The organism is Lelliottia sp. RD5 (genome assembly GCF_056032945.1).
The window spans coordinates 296102-313484 of record NZ_JBVYHQ010000003.1 but is presented as its reverse complement, the minus strand read 5'-3'; the positions used below and the strand labels follow the sequence as shown (position 1 = coordinate 313484).

Here is a 17383-nt window from a genome sequence, read left to right as displayed (position 1 = left end):
AAAGTTGCCGTTTCTGTTTCAGAATTTAGAAGTGCAGCACATTTCTTCAACGATTGACTTACATCTGCTGATGGTTGGGTGATGCCTGCCGCTTCGCTTCAGCACTGTTCAGCAACCTATAATTTTGAAATGCTATTTTGATTTAGTTGTGGGATAATTGACCGCATCACCTGTTTATTATCTGACAAGCGGCGTAAACTCCGCTCCTCTTTACATCACTGATATAGAAACATGCACAATACCCCCGCTGCCGCCTCACCAAAGCCATTCGATCTGACGTCATCGGCGTTTTTGATTGTTGCCTTCCTCACGGGTATTGCCGGTGCACTGCAAACGCCAACGCTTAGCTTATTTCTGACTAATGAAGTCCATGCCCGTCCGGCTATGGTCGGCTTCTTTTTTACCGGAAGCGCCGTTATCGGCATCCTGGTCAGCCAGTTCCTGGCAGGCCGCTCGGACAGAAAAGGTGACCGCAAAAGTCTGATTGTTTTTTGCTGTCTGTTGGGCGTGTTCGCTTGCGTACTTTTCGCCTGGAACCGCAACTATTTTGTCTTGCTGTTTGTCGGCGTATTTCTCAGTAGCTTTGGATCGACTGCCAACCCGCAAATGTTTGCCCTCGCACGGGAACATGCCGACCATACGGGGCGTGAAGCAGTGATGTTCAGCTCCATTTTACGTGCTCAGGTCTCACTGGCGTGGGTTATCGGGCCCCCTCTGGCTTACGCCCTGGCGATGGGATTTGGCTTCACCGTGATGTATCTCAGCGCTGCCGCCGCTTTTATCGTCTGCGGCGCGATGGTGTGGTTTTTCCTGCCGTCGATGCGCAAAGAGCCAAAACTGGCAACCGGCACGCTGGAAGCGCCACGGCGTAACCGTCGCGACGCCTTACTCCTGTTCATCATCTGCACGCTGATGTGGGGCACGAACAGCCTCTATATCATTAATATGCCGCTGTTTATTATTGATGAGCTGCATCTGCCGGAAAAACTGGCGGGCATCATGATGGGGACGGCGGCCGGTCTTGAAATTCCGACCATGCTTATTGCGGGATATTATGCAAAACGCTTCGGGAAGCGTTTTCTGATGCGCATCGCGGTGGTGGCAGGTCTGCTGTTTTACATCGGAATGCTGACGGTACAAGAACCGGCCCTGCTGCTGGCTTTACAACTCCTGAACGCGATCTACATCGGCATTCTCGCGGGTATCGGCATGCTCTATTTTCAGGATTTGATGCCTGGCCAGGCAGGCGCGGCGACAACCCTTTACACCAACACCACGCGCGTGGGCTGGATTATTGCCGGATCGTTAGCAGGAATTGTGGCGGAAATCTGGAGCTATCACACGGTCTTCTGGTTCGCACTGGTGATGTGCATTATCACCGTAGGCTGCCTGACGCGCATCAAAGATATTTAGGGCGCGGTTAGCATTTCCAGTTCAAGAAGCCAGGTCATCGCTTGCGCACGCGTATTACCGCACATCTCTTTCGCGGGTTGCAGCCCGGCGCACACCTTTGGGCGTGACGGTGAACCGAAGATTTTACACAGATTATTGTCAGAAAGCTGAACGCAACGGGTGTTGGCGGGTTTACCATTCGGCATGCCCGGAATAGGACTGGTGATGGACGGTGCGGTGCAACACGCGCCACAGTCTGGGCGACAATCCATAAACACTCTCTATAAGTCACTAAGGCCCGTGCTGTCAGGCATGCCGCGCACAGTAACACCTTTTGCGTATTGATAGCAAAAGCCACGAATTCCGCTTGCCTGAAAGGCTGCGCACGAGTAATTTGACGCGATATTTTTTACCTCACAGTAAACAGGATTACTGCAATGCCAAGAGCGAATGAAATTAAGAAAGGTATGGTGCTGAACTACAACGGCAAATTGCTGATTGTGAAAGACATTGATGTTCAGTCTCCTAGCGCCCGTGGCGCAGCAACGCTTTACAAAATGCGCTTTGCCGATGTGCGTACCGGCCTGAAGGTTGAAGAGCGTTTTAAAGGTGATGATATTGTTGATACCGTGACCCTGACGCGCCGCTTCGTCGATTTCTCCTACATTGACGGCAACGAATATGTGTTTATGGATAAAGAAGACTACACGCCGTATATCTTCACCAAAGATCAGATTGAAGACGAGCTGCTCTTTATTCCTGAAGGCGGCATGCCGGATATGCAGGTTCTGACCTGGGATGGCCAACTGCTGGCGCTTGAATTGCCGCAGACGGTTGATCTGGAAATCGTAGAAACGTCACCGGGCATCAAAGGCGCGTCAGCAAGTGCGCGTAACAAACCCGCGACGCTAACTACAGGTCTGGTCGTTCAGGTTCCTGAATACCTTTCCGCTGGCGAAAAAATTCGCATCCATATTGAAGAAAAACGTTATATGGGTCGCGCAGACTGATACAAAAAACCCGGCTTTCGCCGGGTTTTTCTTTTACAGCAGTTCTGGATACTTGAGCATTTTCAGCGCCAGTTCAACGCCTCGCACTTCCGCCATTCCTTTCAGACGGCCAATCGCAGAATAACCCGGGTTCGTTTTCTTGCGTAAATCGTCGAGCATTTGATGCCCGTGATCCGGACGGAATGGAATCGGACGCACATCGCCAGCGTGCTTACGACGCTGTTCTTCACTCAGAATCGCATCCACTACCGCCACCATATTCACGTCGCCCCCCAAATGAGCCGCTTCGTGGAAGGTTTTTGGATTATTTTCGCGACAGGTAGCACGCAAATGGGTGAAGTGAATGCGATCGCCAAAGGCTTCAATCATCTTCACCAAATCGTTATCTTCACGCACGCCGTACGAGCCCGTGCACATGGTGAAACCGTTATGAATGCTATCAACCGTCTCTTTCAGCCATTGCATGTCTTCAATAGTGGAAACAATGCGTGGCAGACCGAGAATCGGGCGCGGTGGATCGTCCGGATGAACGGCCAGGCGTAAACCACAGGCTTCCGCCACCGGCACAATTGCACGCAGGAAATACGCCATATTTTCACGGAGCTGGTTTTTGTCGATGTCGCCGTATTCCGCCAGGCGCGCGCGGAACTGATCCAGCGTATAACCCTCTTCAGCACCCGGCAGACCTGCGATAATGTTACGCGTCAACTTTTCAATATCCGCGTCAGAGGCATCGGTAAACCATTTCAGCGCTTGCTGCTGCTCTTCTGCGGAATAATCCGCATCCGCGCCTGGACGTTTTAGAATGTGCAGTTCAAAGGCTGCAAAGGCGATCTGATCAAAGCGCAGCGCTTTGGAACCGTCTGGCATTTGATATTCGAGATCGGTACGCGTCCAGTCCAGAATTGGCATGAAGTTGTAGCACACGGTGTCGATACCGCAGGTCGCCAGGTTACGAATACTCTGCTGATAGTTGGCGATCCAGCTTTCAAATTGTCCTGAATGCGTTTTGATATCTTCATGAACCGGGATGCTTTCAACAACCGACCAGGTCAGCCCTTTCTCTGCCAGCACGGCCTGACGTTTTTTGATCTCTTCCACCGGCCAAACTTCACCGTTTGGAATATGGTGCAATGCGGTCACGACGCCTGTTGCGCCAGCCTGACGCACATCATCAAGAGAAACCGGATCATTCGGCCCGTACCAACGCCAGGTTTGTTCCATCGCTTCACCCTCTAAAGTTGTTATACCAATATGTGATACTGCAATGACGACTACCATACATGTTTGATCATAACGGTCAACGCGCTCGGCAGTATTGATTGATCCAACTCACAGAATCTGGATATTTACGGCTTACCAATTCAATTTGCTGTCATATAACTTTACACTGCCGTTGTTAATTAATGGTTAATCAGGTGTGTACCACATGAAGAATATTGCCTCCACCACGCTTCCTCCGCACGTGCAACTGCCGCAGTACGATCGCCAGCAACTGCGCTCCCGCATTGTTCATTTCGGTTTTGGCGCTTTTCATCGTGCGCATCAGGCGTTGTTAACAAACCGTGTGCTAAACGCCAATGGGGGCGACTGGGGTATCTGTGAGATTAGCCTGTTCAGTGGCGATGTGCTGATGAGTCAGCTTCGCGAACAGGATCACCTGTTTACTGTGCTGGAAAAAGGCGCTGACGGAAATCAGCCGATTGTTATCGGCGCTGTGCATGAATGCCTGAATGCCAAACTCGATTCGCTGGCGGCCATTATTGAGAAATTTTGCGAACCGCAGGTGGCCATTGTTTCGCTGACCATAACCGAGAAAGGCTATTGCATCGATCCGGCGACGGGCAAGCTGGACACGCAAAATGCACGTATCCTTCACGATCTTGAAAACCCCACAGAACCGCACTCAGCGCCCGGTATTCTGGTTGAAGCTCTCCATCGCCGCCGCGAACGCGGTTTCGCACCTTTCACTGTCCTGTCGTGCGACAACATCCCTGATAATGGACATGTGGTCAAAAATGCGGTGCTGGGGATGGCAGAAAAACGCTCGCCAGAGCTGGCCAAATGGATTGAGACGCGCGTCAGTTTCCCTGGCACCATGGTTGACCGCATTGTGCCCGCCGCCACGGAAGTATCGCTGGCAGAAATCACTCAAGAGTTAGGCGTTGAAGATCCCTGCGCGATCAGCTGCGAGCCGTTTATCCAGTGGGTGATAGAAGATAATTTCGTGGCCGGTCGCCCGGAATGGGAAATCGCGGGCGTTCAGATGGTGCAGGACGTTTTGCCGTGGGAGCAGATGAAATTACGCATGCTCAACGGGAGCCACTCGTTTCTGGCGTATCTGGGTTACCTCGCGGGTTTTGCGCATGTGAGTGATTGCATGCAGGACGACGCGTTTCGCGAAGCCGCGCGTCGCCTGATGCTGGATGAACAAGCGCCGACATTGCGCATCACGGATGTCGATTTAACGGCGTATGCTGACAGCCTGATCGACCGATTTGCCAATCCGGCGTTACAGCATCGCACCTGGCAAATCGCGATGGACGGCAGCCAAAAATTGCCGCAGCGAATGCTGGAAGGCGTGCGCGTACATTTGCAACGTGAAAGCGCCTGGCCACTGCTGGCCCTTGGTATTGCCGGATGGATGCGCTATGTGAGCGGCGTTGATGATGCAGGGAATGTCATCGATGTTCGCGATCCGCTGAGCGAAAAAATTCGGGCGATTGTTGAAACCAGCAGCGAAAAAGGCCGCGTAAAAGCGTTACTGGCCCTTTCAGAAATTTTTGGCAGCGACTTGCCACAGCACGCCCAGTTTGTCGATGCGATAACTGATGCCTACCAGCGTATTGTCGAGCGTGGCGCACGTCAGGCCGTTATCGATACCCTCGCGATTTAACTTTTTTTGCTCTAAAGGGCGAATGGAGACACTGTCCGTTCGCCCTTCCCCTTCTCAAGGCTGTCATTTTTCGCCAGGATTATTGATAATTGTGATGTATTACAATTTTTCCTGGAGCACATGTGACCAAAACAAACCTCGTAACCGGTTTTCTCGGCAGCGGTAAAACCACTTCCATCCTTCATTTGCTGGCCAATAAAGATCCGGCAGAAAAATGGGCCGTGTTGGTCAACGAATTCGGCGAGGTCGGAATTGATGGCGCATTGCTGGCAGACAGCGGCGCGATGGTCAAAGAAATCCCAGGCGGATGCATGTGCTGCGTCAACGGTTTACCGATGCAGGTGGGGCTAAATACGCTGCTGCGTCAGGGGAAGCCGGACCGTTTAATCATCGAACCCACCGGTCTGGGCCATCCCAAACAGATCCTCGACCTGCTCACCGCGCCGGTATATGAGCCGTGGATCGATCTTCGGGCCACACTTTGCGTTCTCGACCCACGCCAGCTGCTGGATGAGAAATCCGTGCAAAATGAAAACTTCCGCGACCAGCTTGCCAGCGCAGACATCATTGTAGTGAATAAAGAAGACCGTGCTACGGACGAGAGTCGAGCGGCGTTTACGCTGTGGTGGCAGCATTTTGGCGGCGACCGCCAGTTTGTGCAGACCACTCAGGGTCATATCGATAACGCGTTGCTGGATCTTCCGCGTATGAATTCAGCTGAACTGCCTGCAAGCGCTGCGCATTCGCACAGTCATGTCGAGAAAAAAGGTCTGGCGGCACTGAGCCTGCCAGCTCATCAGCGCTGGCGCCGCAGTCTCAATAGCGGTCAGGGCCATCAGGCCTGCGGCTGGATTTTTGATGCTGATACGCGCTTTGATACGATCGGTATTCTGGAATGGGCGAGGCTCGCCCCGGTCGAACGCGTAAAAGGTGTGATGCGAACGCAGGATGGGCTGGTGCGGATCAATCGTCAGGGAACAGATTTCTTTATCGAAACGCAGAACGTTGCACCACCTGATAGCCGAATAGAGCTCATTAGTGCGGTTAACACCGACTGGAACCTGCTTCAGGCCAGCCTGTTGAAGCTTCGTTTAAGTTTGGGTGATTAACGTTGTCACCGACTAAACTATTCAAGATGATGATGATTAAAAGACTTCCATACATTTTACTGCTTAACGCTGCCGGTTTTGCGCTGTTTTTGTCCTGGTATCTGCCAGCGAATCATGGCTTCTGGTTCCCGCTGGACTCCGGTATTTTCCACTTTTTTAACCAGCTGTTGGCAAAAAGCCAGGCCTTTTTGTGGCTGATAGCCGTCACCAACAACCGCGCCTTCGACGGGTTTTCATTGCTCGCCATGGGCTGCCTGATGCTCTCTTTCTGGCGAAAAGAGGACGCAGCTGGCCGTCGCCGCATCATCGCCATTGGGCTGGTGATGTTGCTGACTGCCGTGGTGGTGAATCAACTGGCTCAAGGGCTGATGCCGGTTAAGCGATCCAGTCCGTCGCTCTTTTTCCCGGACATCAACCGCGTCAGTGAATTACTGCATATTTCGACTAAGGATGCCTCGAAGGATAGCTTCCCTGGGGATCACGGAATGATGCTGCTTATTTTTTCGGCATTCACGCTGCGTTATTTTGGCAAAAAAGCGTTTGGGGTTGCCCTGATTATTGTTGTGGTTTTCGCTTTCCCACGCGTAATGATCGGCGCTCACTGGCTGACCGATATTGTGGTCGGTTCACTTTCTGCCGTCCTGATTGGTTTGCCCTGGGTCTTAATGACGCCGTTGAGCGATCGTCTAATTGCCCTTTTCGATCGGTATCTGCCTCTAAAATGCAACAAAGAAAAGACAAATAACTAACTTAAATTAACGCTATTCATCAGGGATCATTTTAGATCCCTGGAAATTCTCCGCTATATTTCTACTCGATTGTCATCTCTTCGTAATATCATTCACGTTGTAAATGAATGCATTGCATGCTTTTTAAGCTAAATTGACGGTATTTTGCGCAATCCCAACTAATCACTTTCTCTATCACAATTTCTTATAAAAAAACCAATATTATTGCTCGCAATGACTAAGCCGATCAGTTAATCTCGAACTCGTTTTGCCTCACAGAGATAATTATTCTCACAGTGAATAAGTTTGTGCGTTAGACCACAGATTTGACCATAAAGAATTGTCTCATTGTGCGCAGATATTTAGTCTCGTCACGTTTGGCATTTTATAACGACTTTTATCGTTAAGGACTTCAAGGGAAAATAATCAACATGGTCAAATCTCAACCGATTTTGAGATATATCTTGCGGGGAATCCCGGCAATAGCAGTTGCAGTACTGCTGTCTGCATGTAGTTCGACAAACACTGCAAAGAATATGCATCCTGAGACGCGTGTTGTGGGCATGGAAGATGCCTCGTCACTGCAAGCCTCTCAGGATGAATTTGAGAATATGGTACGTAATCTGGACGTTAAGTCTCGTATTATGGACCAGTATGCTGACTGGAAAGGCGTGCGCTATCGTCTGGGCGGCAGCACCAAAAAAGGTATCGATTGTTCCGGTTTTGTACAGCGTACTTTCCGCGAGCAATTCGGGTTAGACCTTCCGCGTTCTACCTACGAACAGCAGGAAACAGGTAAATCTATTTCACGCACGAAACTGCGTACCGGTGATTTAGTGCTGTTCCGTGCGGGTTCAACCGGTCGACACGTCGGCATTTACATCGGCAACGACCAGTTTGTTCATGCATCCACCAGCAGCGGTGTGACGATTTCCAGCATGAATGAGCCCTACTGGAAGAAGCGCTATAACGAAGCGCGCCGTGTTCTGACCCGCAGTTAATCTGTTATGTCGCTGGTTATCCCTTGGCTGGCGACATAATAAAAAAAAGCACTGCTTCGGCGGTGTTTTTTTTTGCCTGCGAGATATCTCCCCCTGCAAGAAGGGGAAGCGAGATAATCCAGGCTATAGTCTTGTAAATTCGTAAGTTTAGCCGTCGTGCCGCAACTGACGGTCGTTCAGGAACAATGACGTTTATGTTCACCCGTTACTTTTCCACCAGCCGTAAAATTCTGACAGGCAGTATTCTGGCAGCCTTACTCGTCGCCCTCCTCTGCGGAATGCTGCAATTTTTCCTTAGCTATCATAAGCGGGAAGTAAAATTCGACACCCTGATCGTCGACCTTCGTGTGTACATGGAGAGCTACTTTTCCGAGCTTAAAACGTCCATTGATACCCTGCAGCCCTATACGCTGGACGCCTGTCAGGATGTGCGCGATGAGTTAACCTCGCGCGCCGCGTTTAGCGTCAACGTTCGTGCTTTTCTACTGGTAAAAGACAACATTGCGTTTTGTTCTTCAGCTACAGGCGCCATGAATGTTCCCCTGACTGAACTCATACCCACGCTGAATACGACTAAATCCGTCGACATGGCCCTTTTGCCCGGAACGCCGATGCTGCCGGACAAACCCGCTATCGCTATCTGGTACCAAAATCCGCTGGTGAAAGGTGGCGGTGTCTTCACGTCGATCAATATCAATATGACGCCATATCTGCTTTATACAGCACGTCAGGACGAATTCGCGGGTGTTGCGATCATTATTGGCGATACGGCGTTATCAACCGAGTCAAACCGCCTGGTCAATGTTCATGATTTACATGAACCAGCCACCCGCAGTACGACGCTTAAAGACGTGCCGCTGACCATCAATCTCTACGCGCAAGAGTGGACCAGCGATGAAATCCTGTTTGCGCTATTTTTTGGTTTGATATGCGGCATTGCCGCGGGCACGCTTTCCTATTACATCCTCTCCATTCGACTGAATCCTGGCAAAGAGATCCTGACGGCCATCAAGCAGGGTCAATTTTATGTCGTCTATCAGCCGGTTGTCGATGCCGCACACCTCAAGATGCAGGGCGCCGAAGTGCTGATGCGCTGGAAACATCCGACGATGGGCGAAATCCCGCCGGATGCGTTTATCAATTTTGCCGAAGCGCAGAAACTGATCGTGCCTCTGACGTTACATCTGTTTGATCTGATTGTCCGCGATGCGCCACAGTTACAAACGGTGCTGCCCGCAGGCGCAAAACTCGGCGTTAACATTGCGCCTGGGCATCTGCATGCCGACAGTTTTAAAGATGACATGCGTCGATTTTCCGCGTCGTTACCCCCTGATCACTTCCAGGTGGTGCTGGAAATCACCGAGCGCGACATGATAAATCAGCTTGAAGCCGCGCCATTATTCGAATGGCTACAGCACGAAGGGTTTGAGATAGCCATCGACGATTTCGGGACAGGCCACAGCGCGCTGATTTATCTGGAACGTTTTACGATGGATTATCTTAAAATCGATCGCGGCTTTGTGAACGCCATTGGAACGGAAACGGTCACGTCCCCGGTGCTCGACGCCGTGCTGACGCTGGCGCGACGGCTCAACATGGCCACGGTGGCGGAAGGTGTTGAAACGCCAGAACAAGCCGCCTGGCTGCGTGAACACGGCGTTAACTTCCTGCAGGGTTATTGGATCAGCCGCCCGATGCCGCTGATGCAATTCCTTAACTGGAAGCCAGATTCCACGAAACACAGTGAATAATTTCACAATGGCAGCGTCGTCACTTATTATTCAGCTAAACCGAAAGCCTCACTGCGGGTGAGTCAGAATAAAAGAGGGATACGCTGCACATGACTATGCGCTTTGTTTTGCTACTGCTGACGTTGTTCAGCGTGACCTGCCAGGCGCAGACCATCAAAGAGAGCTATGCCTTTGCCGTTCTGGGTGAACCCAAATACGACGCTAACTTTACCCACTTTGATTACGTAAATCCGGCAGCACCAAAAGGCGGGAACATCACGCTCTCCGCAATGGGAACGTTCGATAACTTCAACCGCTTTGCGCTGCGTGGTGTTGCCGCCGAACGCACCGATTCGCTCTATGACACACTCTTTGTCACTTCCGATGACGAGCCCGGAAGCTACTACCCGCTCGTCGCCGAGGCGGCTCGTTACGCTGATGATTTTTCATGGGCAGAAGTCACGATCAATCCCCGCGCACGTTTTCATGATGGGTCGTCGGTCAAAGCCAGCGATATCGCCTTTACCTTTCATAAGTTTATGACCGAAGGCGTGCCGCAGTTCCGTCTGGTGTTTAAAGGAACAACGGTTAAAGCGATTGCGCCGCTAACCGTGCGTATTCAACTGGCGGAGCCCAGCAAAGAGAGCATGCTGAGTCTTTTCTCGTTGCCCGTTATGCCGGAATCATTCTGGAAAGATCATAAGCTGAGCGACCCGATTTCCACGCCTCCGCTGGCTGGCGGTCCTTACCGCATCACGAGTTGGAGGATGGGGCAATATCTTGTTTACTCGCGCGTAAAAGACTACTGGGCCGCCAATTTACCGGTCAATCGCGGCCGCTGGAATTTCGATACTATCCGCTACGACTACTATCTCGACGATAATGTGGCCTTTGAAGCCTTTAAAGCCGGTGCATTCGATATGCGCCAGGAAGTCAGCGCCAAAAACTGGGCCACCCGCTACATCGGCAAGAATTTTGCGAATCATTACATCGTCAAAGATGAGCAAAAAAATGAATCAGCGCAGGACACTCGCTGGCTGGCATTTAATATACAACGTCCTGTTTTCGCCGACAGGCGTGTACGCCAGGCCATTACCCTCGCCTTTGATTTTGAGTGGATGAACAAGGCGCTGTTTTACAATGCCTACAGCAGGACCAACAGCTATTTCCAGAATACAGAATATGCCGCCCGCGACTACCCCGACGCCGCAGAGCTAACGTTGCTCGCACCGTTGAAAGCAGAAGTTCCCCCTGAAGTTTTCACGACCATTTTTGTGCCGCCCACCACTAAAGGGAGCGGTTACGATCGTGACAATTTGCTCAAAGCAAGCGCTTTACTGGATGAATCCGGCTGGGTGTTAAAAAATCAAAAACGAGTGAATGCCCAGGGCAAACCGCTCACCTTTGAGCTGCTGCTCTCCTCTGGCGGAAATAATCAGTGGGTTCTGCCGTTCCAGCACAATCTGGAACGACTCGGGATCACCCTGGAAATCCGTCAGGTTGATAACGCGCAGATAACCAATCGAATGCGCAATCGTGATTACGATATGATGACGCGTCTGTGGCAGGCCCAGCCATGGCCCAGCACTAACTTACGCATCTCATGGGCATCGGAATATATCAACTCTACCTATAACGCCCCTGGCGTCTCAAGCCCGGCAATCGACACGCTGATCGGCAAGATCATTGCGGCGCAAGGCGATAAAGAAAAGTTACTCCCGTTAGGTCGCGCACTTGATCGGGTATTAACCTGGAATTACTACATGCTGCCGATGTGGTTCATGGCTCAGGATCGGCTGGCCTACTGGGACAAATTTGCTAAACCGTCCGTGCGCCCTATTTACTCGCTGGGATTTGATAACTGGTGGTATGACGTCAATAAAGCCGCAAAACTGCCTGCAGAGCGGCGCTAAGGAATAACGATGGGCGCTTATCTGATTCGACGCTTATTGCTGATTATCCCCACGCTGTGGGCGATTATCACCATCAACTTCTTCATTGTGCAAATTGCGCCGGGCGGGCCCGTTGATCAGGCTATTGCGGCTATTGAGTTTGGCCATAGCAATGGCCTGCCGGGAGGCGGCAGCGAGGGTCTGCGCGCCAGTCACGCTCAAACCGGTACCGGGAATATCAGTGACAGCAGCTATCGTGGTGGACGCGGTCTGGACCCCGAAGTGATCGCCGAGATCACCCAGCGCTACGGCTTTGATAAACCTCTTCATGAGCGTTATTTCAAGATGCTGTGGGATTACGTCCGATTTGATTTCGGTAACAGCCTGTTCCGTAGCGCCTCTGTTTTACAGCTCATCAAAGACAGTCTGCCGGTTTCAATTACGCTTGGCTTGTGGGGCACGCTCATCATCTATCTGGTGTCGATCCCGCTGGGGATACGCAAAGCGGTGTACAACGGCAGCCGTTTCGATATCTGGAGCAGTACCTTCATTATTATTGGCTACGCGATCCCCGCATTTCTGTTCGCCGTGCTATTGATTGTTTTCTTCGCGGGCGGCAGCTATTTCGATATCTTCCCGCTGCGCGGTCTGGTGTCCGCTGATTTCAGTTCGCTTCCCTGGTATCAAAAAATCACCGATTACCTCTGGCACATAACCCTGCCGGTGCTGGCGACGGTGATCGGCGGATTTGCGGCCCTGACGATGCTGACAAAAAATGCGTTCCTCGATGAGATCCGCAAGCAGTATGTGGTCACCGCGCGCGCGAAAGGCGTCAGTGAAAAACAGATCATGTGGAAACACGTCTTTCGTAACGCCATGCTGCTGGTGATTGCCGGTTTTCCCGCCACGTTTATCAGCATGTTTTTCACCGGTTCTCTACTGATTGAAGTGATGTTCTCCCTGAACGGGCTGGGGCTGCTCGGCTATGAAGCCACCGTGTCACGCGATTATCCGGTGATGTTTGGCACACTCTATATTTTCACCCTGATCGGCCTGCTGCTGAATATTATTAGCGATATCAGTTATACGCTGGTCGATCCCCGTATTGATTTTGAGGGCCGCTGATGCCGCATTTAAGCCCCGTCAACCAGGCCCGCTGGGCGCGTTTCCGTCACAATCGGCGTGGATATTGGTCGCTGTGGATTTTTGCCGTGCTGTTTGTGCTCAGCCTGTGCTCTGAGCTGATTGCCAACGACAAACCGCTGCTGGTTCATTTTAACGATCGCTGGTATACGCCAGTGTTGAATAACTACAGCGAAAGCGATTTCGGCGGTCCGTTCGCGACCCCCGCTGATTATCAGGATCCCTGGCTTCGTGAGCAGATAGACCATCACGGTTGGGCGCTGTGGGCGCCGATCCGCTTTGGTGCCAACAGCATTAATTTTGCGACGTCTTCCCCTTTCCCTTCCGCACCTTCGGCACAAAACTGGCTGGGAACGGATGCGAACGGTGGCGATGTGCTGGCGCGCATTCTCTACGGGACGCGGATTTCCATTTTGTTCGGGCTGATGCTCACGCTGTTCTCCAGCGTAATGGGCGTCATAGCCGGCGCGATTCAGGGCTATTACGGCGGCAAAATTGATTTGTGGGGTCAACGCTTTATCGAAGTCTGGTCCGGGATGCCGACATTATTTTTGATTATTCTGCTCTCAAGCGTGGTTCAGCCGAATTTCTGGTGGCTGCTTGGCATCACGGTTATTTTTGGCTGGATGGCGCTGGTCGGCGTCGTGCGCGCCGAATTTTTACGCACGCGTAATTTTGATTATATCCGCGCCGCTCAGGCGCTCGGCGTTAGCGATCGCAGCATTATTTTTCGTCATATGCTGCCCAATGCCGTGGTCGCGACGCTGACGTTCCTGCCGTTTATTTTGTGCAGTTCAATCACCACGCTCACGTCGCTGGATTTTCTGGGCTTCGGTCTGCCGCTTGGCTCACCGTCGCTGGGCGAATTACTGTTGCAGGGCAAAAATAACCTTCAGGCTCCCTGGCTGGGTATTACGGCATTTCTTTCCGTTGCCGTGTTGCTCTCGTTACTGATTTTTATTGGCGAAGCGGTCCGCGATGCCTTCGATCCCAATAAGGCGATATAAGATGACGCAACCCCTTCTCAGTATCGACAATCTCTCTATCGCGTTTACCCACCAGGGCGAAACACGCGAGGTGGTGAGCGAGCTGTCGCTGCAGATTCAGGCCGGAGAGACGCTGGCGCTGGTGGGCGAATCGGGCTCAGGAAAAAGCGTGTCAGCGCTGTCTGTGCTGCGCCTGTTACCCTCCCCTCCCGTTGTCTATCCGCAGGGCGATATTCTGTTCCACGGCCAGTCGCTGCTGCATGCAGACGAACACACGTTACGCGGTATTCGCGGCAATAAAATCGCGATGATCTTTCAGGAACCGATGGTCTCACTGAATCCGCTGCACACGCTGGAAAAACAGCTGTACGAAGTGCTGTCGCTGCATCGCGGAATGCGTAAAGAAGCCGCCAGAGGGGAAATTCTGGACTTCCTTGAGCGCACCGGTATTCGCAACGCCGCTAAACGCCTGACCGATTTCCCGCATCAGCTTTCTGGCGGTGAACGCCAGCGCGTGATGATTGCTATGGCTCTGCTGACCCGTCCAGAACTGTTGATTGCCGATGAGCCGACAACCGCACTCGACGTCACGGTACAGGCGCAAATTTTGCAGTTGCTGCGAGAACTGCGAGAAGAGCTGAACATGAGCCTGCTATTTATCACCCACAATCTTGGGATTGTGAAAAAACTCGCCGATAATGTGGCCGTCATGCAAAAAGGCCGCTGCGTTGAACAAAACACCGCGACAGCGCTCTTCCACGCGCCACAACACCCTTACACGCAACGTCTGCTCAACAGCGAGCCGTCGGGCGATCCGGTGCCGCTCCCACCTCACGGCACGCCGTTATTGAACGTTGAGGGGCTTGCCGTCTCGTTCCCTGTGCGGAAGGGGGTTTTCCGTCGCGTCGTCGATCAAAATAATGTGCTGAAGAACGTCAGCTTTTCACTGCGGCCAGGCGAAACGCTAGGTTTAGTCGGCGAGTCGGGATCGGGTAAAAGCACCACCGGGCTGGCGCTGCTGCGGTTAATTGCCTCACAGGGAGCCATCCTGTTTGATGGAAAACCGCTGCACGGCTTGAATCGGCGACAGATGTTGCCCGTGCGTCATCGGATGCAGGTGGTTTTTCAGGATCCCAATTCCTCACTCAACCCTCGACTCAACGTGTTGCAAATTATTGAAGAAGGCCTGCGCGTGCATCGGCCAGAGCTAAGCGCCCGGCAGCGTGAAGAAGAAGTCATTCGCGTGATGGAAGAAGTCGGACTGGATCCGGAGACTCGCTTTCGTTATCCGGCTGCCTTCTCTGGGGGGCAGCGTCAGCGTATCGCCATTTCACGGGCGCTGATCCTGAAACCGGAATTGATTATCCTGGATGAACCCACCTCATCGCTCGACAAAACCGTGCAGGCGCAAATCCTGGCGTTACTGAAAGCGCTGCAGGAAAAGCATCAGCTGGCGTATATCTTTATTAGTCACGATTTGCAGGTTGTGCGCGCGTTGTGCCATCAGGTGATTGTGCTGCGTCAGGGGGAAGTGGTCGAGCAAGGTGACTGCCAGCGCGTGTTTGCCGCACCGACGCATGAATACACACGCCAGCTGTTAGCCTTGCGTTAAGGCTTAGAAAGGTTGCTGACGGGAAAACGGTTCAGCGATGGCGACGCCAAAATTCTTCAGGCGGCAGGTGGCGGCAAATTCATCCTGGCTGTTAACAAACAGGCAAGGTTCACCTTCGCATTCCACGATAGAGCTGACCACTTCGATATCCGTCAGGGCCTGGCTCAAGCGCTCCATAACCGGCCACGCATTTTCATCGTCGGAGCTGAGTAATTTCAGCGCCACGAGGCAATTCTCACTGTCGTTTCCACTTTGCGGAATCGGTTCAACCTTCGAACCTGCAAAACCCGCCAACCAGCGATAGCTTTGTGGCAGGCGATGGACGATGGAGAGCTGTAATGTATTCACGTTCTTTCCCCGGAAGCAAAAAGCCTTCACAATTTATTTACATTTATAGTAACACATCGTTGCTGACCTGCCTTTTTTTTGATGAGAAACGCTTACAGCCTTATGTTACGGGCTTTGGTATCTCATTTTTCAGGGCGTTATTATGTAAGTTACAGGCTCGCTTCGGCGCTATATGTACCCGTTTCTGCGATCTAACTCAACCTTTTTAACTACAACGATGTGACTTTTTACATAAATAGATTTTACATAAAAGAAACAATCACGGGGTAAACAAACATCGGTTTGGTTGACGCGCATCAAAAAAGGGACCGCTTTGGTCCCTTTTCATTTATCAATGCGCTGATTTTCTCGGCCGGCTGGCGTAGAGATAGAAAAGTATCGAACAGGTGGCACAAAACGCGATAGACCAAATCATCGGCCAGGCGGTGTTAAACGTCGCCATTGAGAGCAACGCGCCCACAATCGCACCGATCCCAAAGCGGAACGTGCCTGCCAGCGACGAGGCGGTTCCTGCCATGTGCGGAAACTCGTCGAGAATAACCGCCATCCCGTTCGATGAAACCATCGACACGCAACCGACAAACGCCGCCACGCCCACCACCAGCGCCCAGAAACCGACGTCAAAGAAGGCGGTGAACACCATCCAAATCGCCATCACAAACTGGATCCACAGGCCCGCCCGGAACATATTCAGCGCCCCGGCACGACGGACAAAGCGGCTATTGATAATGGTCATGACGAACAGGAACACAATGTTCAATGCGAAGTAGTAACCGAAGTCCTGCGGCGAAACGTGGTTAATCTCAATGTAAACAAAAGGCCCGGCACTCAGGAACGAAAACATTCCTGCAAAGCTGAAACCACTCGCCAGCATATAGCTCAACACGCGTTTATGGCGGAACAACGAGGCAAAGTTGCCGATGGTGGTGCGAATGTGAAATTTCTGCCGACGTTCCACCGGCAAGGTTTCATCAATGAAGAAGAAGATCATCGCCGACGCCAGCAGCGCGGCGATCGCCAGGATCCAGAAAATGGCATGCCAGCTAAACCATACCAGCACAGCCCCACCAATCATGGGTGCCAGCAATGGCGCAATGGTGGTAACCAGCATGACAAACGACATCATGCGCGAGAACTCTTCCTTCGGGTAGATATCGCGCATCAGGGCATTAATCACCACGCTCGCCGCCGCAGCCGCCAGACCATGCAAGAAACGCATCACGATCAGCTGTTCGATTGTTTGCGCCAGTGCGCACGCCACCGCCGCCGCGGCAAACACCAGCGTTCCCCCCAGAATCACCGGCTTGCGCCCAATGCTGTCCGCCATTGGGCCGTACAGCAATTGCCCAACGGCAAAGCCGAGGATATAGGTGCTGAGTGTCATTTGCGCGCTGCCCGCCGGTACGCCGAACTGCGCGGAAATCACCGGCAGCGCAGGCAAGTACATGTCGATAGACAGCGGCATCAGCATGGCCAGGAGGCCAAGGATAAAGACGATGCTAATTGATGAGTGTGGCCTGGTGGTCACCGTGTGCT

15 protein-coding genes are annotated in these 17383 nt (G+C 52.2%); 11 read left to right on the top strand and 4 right to left on the bottom strand.

Annotated elements, in window-relative coordinates; all coding sequences use genetic code 11:
- Positions 1-231 precede the first annotated feature (231 nt).
- Complete coding sequence (gene setB, locus AC0LWE_RS12430; RefSeq protein WP_059179270.1) at positions 232-1413, top strand: sugar efflux transporter SetB; 1182 nt, start codon at positions 232-234, stop codon at positions 1411-1413.
- Here the strand turns inward: setB and AC0LWE_RS12425 are convergent.
- Positions 1410-1664: a YkgJ family cysteine cluster protein gene (locus tag AC0LWE_RS12425; protein ID WP_202667477.1), complete on the bottom strand. Its 255-nt coding sequence runs from the start codon at positions 1662-1664 to the stop codon at positions 1410-1412. The two genes, setB and AC0LWE_RS12425, sit on opposite strands and share 4 nt — an antisense overlap.
- A gap of 165 nt (positions 1665-1829) precedes the next feature.
- Between AC0LWE_RS12425 and yeiP the strand changes: the two genes are divergently transcribed.
- Positions 1830-2402, top strand: a complete 573-nt coding sequence (gene yeiP / locus AC0LWE_RS12420) for an elongation factor P-like protein YeiP (RefSeq protein WP_015959764.1) — start codon at positions 1830-1832, stop codon at positions 2400-2402.
- A gap of 33 nt (positions 2403-2435) precedes the next feature.
- Here yeiP and uxuA read toward each other — a convergent pair whose 3' ends face one another.
- Positions 2436-3626, bottom strand: a complete 1191-nt coding sequence (uxuA, locus tag AC0LWE_RS12415) for a mannonate dehydratase (protein WP_204771483.1) — start codon at positions 3624-3626, stop codon at positions 2436-2438.
- A 205-nt stretch (positions 3627-3831) separates the two neighbouring features.
- On the opposite strand from uxuA, the gene AC0LWE_RS12410 reads away from it, so the two are divergent.
- The 9 genes from AC0LWE_RS12410 to yejF all read left to right on the top strand — a co-directional run bounded on the left by AC0LWE_RS12410 (position 3832) and on the right by yejF (position 15499).
- A complete protein-coding gene (locus tag AC0LWE_RS12410) occupies positions 3832-5298 on the top strand; it encodes a mannitol dehydrogenase family protein (RefSeq protein ID WP_219347548.1) in 1467 nt (488 codons plus the stop codon).
- A gap of 122 nt (positions 5299-5420) precedes the next feature.
- Complete coding sequence (locus tag AC0LWE_RS12405; protein ID WP_059179494.1) at positions 5421-6407, top strand: CobW family GTP-binding protein; 987 nt, start codon at positions 5421-5423, stop codon at positions 6405-6407.
- 32 nt (positions 6408-6439) lie between these two features.
- Positions 6440-7156, top strand: a complete 717-nt coding sequence (locus tag AC0LWE_RS12400; RefSeq protein ID WP_219347686.1) for a phosphatase PAP2 family protein — start codon at positions 6440-6442, stop codon at positions 7154-7156.
- A gap of 410 nt (positions 7157-7566) precedes the next feature.
- Complete coding sequence (gene mepS / locus AC0LWE_RS12395; protein WP_015959769.1) at positions 7567-8136, top strand: bifunctional murein DD-endopeptidase/murein LD-carboxypeptidase; 570 nt, start codon at positions 7567-7569, stop codon at positions 8134-8136.
- Between the two features lie 194 nt (positions 8137-8330).
- Positions 8331-9887, top strand: a complete 1557-nt coding sequence (locus tag AC0LWE_RS12390) for a cyclic di-GMP phosphodiesterase (protein WP_216981131.1) — start codon at positions 8331-8333, stop codon at positions 9885-9887.
- Between the two features lie 89 nt (positions 9888-9976).
- Positions 9977-11779 carry an extracellular solute-binding protein gene (locus tag AC0LWE_RS12385; RefSeq protein WP_202667472.1) on the top strand — a complete coding sequence of 601 codons (1803 nt, stop codon included), beginning with the start codon at positions 9977-9979 and terminating at the stop codon, positions 11777-11779.
- A gap of 9 nt (positions 11780-11788) precedes the next feature.
- Positions 11789-12883 (top strand): microcin C ABC transporter permease YejB, encoded by a 1095-nt coding sequence (locus AC0LWE_RS12380; protein WP_059179275.1) that lies wholly within the window; start codon positions 11789-11791, stop codon positions 12881-12883.
- Positions 12883-13908: an ABC transporter permease gene (locus AC0LWE_RS12375; RefSeq protein WP_219347547.1), complete on the top strand. Its 1026-nt coding sequence runs from the start codon at positions 12883-12885 to the stop codon at positions 13906-13908. Before AC0LWE_RS12380 ends, AC0LWE_RS12375 begins: the two co-directional genes overlap by 1 nt.
- A 1-nt stretch (position 13909) precedes the next feature.
- On the top strand, positions 13910-15499 hold the full coding sequence (yejF, locus tag AC0LWE_RS12370; protein ID WP_219347546.1) for a microcin C ABC transporter ATP-binding protein YejF: 1590 nt from the start codon (positions 13910-13912) through the stop codon (positions 15497-15499).
- Between the two features lie 3 nt (positions 15500-15502).
- Here the strand turns inward: yejF and AC0LWE_RS12365 are convergent, their stop codons facing one another.
- Positions 15503-15847: a YejG family protein gene (locus AC0LWE_RS12365; protein ID WP_059179278.1), complete on the bottom strand. Its 345-nt coding sequence runs from the start codon at positions 15845-15847 to the stop codon at positions 15503-15505.
- A gap of 331 nt (positions 15848-16178) precedes the next feature.
- Positions 16179-17375: a Bcr/CflA family multidrug efflux MFS transporter gene (locus AC0LWE_RS12360; protein WP_202693207.1), complete on the bottom strand. Its 1197-nt coding sequence runs from the start codon at positions 17373-17375 to the stop codon at positions 16179-16181.
- Between the last annotated feature and the right edge of the window lie 8 nt (positions 17376-17383).

What these genes read in the sequence shown, in the direction of transcription:
- setB (WP_059179270.1), top strand. Translation starts at nt 232, where the DNA reads ATGCACAATACCCCCGCTGCCGCCTCACCAAAGCCATTCGATCTGACG.
- AC0LWE_RS12425 (WP_202667477.1), bottom strand. Translation starts at nt 1,664, where the DNA reads ATGGATTGTCGCCCAGACTGTGGCGCGTGTTGCACCGCACCGTCCATC.
- yeiP (WP_015959764.1), top strand. Translation starts at nt 1,830, where the DNA reads ATGCCAAGAGCGAATGAAATTAAGAAAGGTATGGTGCTGAACTACAAC.
- uxuA (WP_204771483.1), bottom strand. Translation starts at nt 3,626, where the DNA reads ATGGAACAAACCTGGCGTTGGTACGGGCCGAATGATCCGGTTTCTCTT.
- AC0LWE_RS12410 (WP_219347548.1), top strand. Translation starts at nt 3,832, where the DNA reads ATGAAGAATATTGCCTCCACCACGCTTCCTCCGCACGTGCAACTGCCG.
- AC0LWE_RS12400 (WP_219347686.1), top strand. Translation starts at nt 6,440, where the DNA reads ATGATTAAAAGACTTCCATACATTTTACTGCTTAACGCTGCCGGTTTT.
- mepS (WP_015959769.1), top strand. Translation starts at nt 7,567, where the DNA reads ATGGTCAAATCTCAACCGATTTTGAGATATATCTTGCGGGGAATCCCG.
- AC0LWE_RS12390 (WP_216981131.1), top strand. Translation starts at nt 8,331, where the DNA reads ATGTTCACCCGTTACTTTTCCACCAGCCGTAAAATTCTGACAGGCAGT.
- AC0LWE_RS12385 (WP_202667472.1), top strand. Translation starts at nt 9,977, where the DNA reads ATGACTATGCGCTTTGTTTTGCTACTGCTGACGTTGTTCAGCGTGACC.
- AC0LWE_RS12380 (WP_059179275.1), top strand. Translation starts at nt 11,789, where the DNA reads ATGGGCGCTTATCTGATTCGACGCTTATTGCTGATTATCCCCACGCTG.
- AC0LWE_RS12375 (WP_219347547.1), top strand. Translation starts at nt 12,883, where the DNA reads ATGCCGCATTTAAGCCCCGTCAACCAGGCCCGCTGGGCGCGTTTCCGT.
- yejF (WP_219347546.1), top strand. Translation starts at nt 13,910, where the DNA reads ATGACGCAACCCCTTCTCAGTATCGACAATCTCTCTATCGCGTTTACC.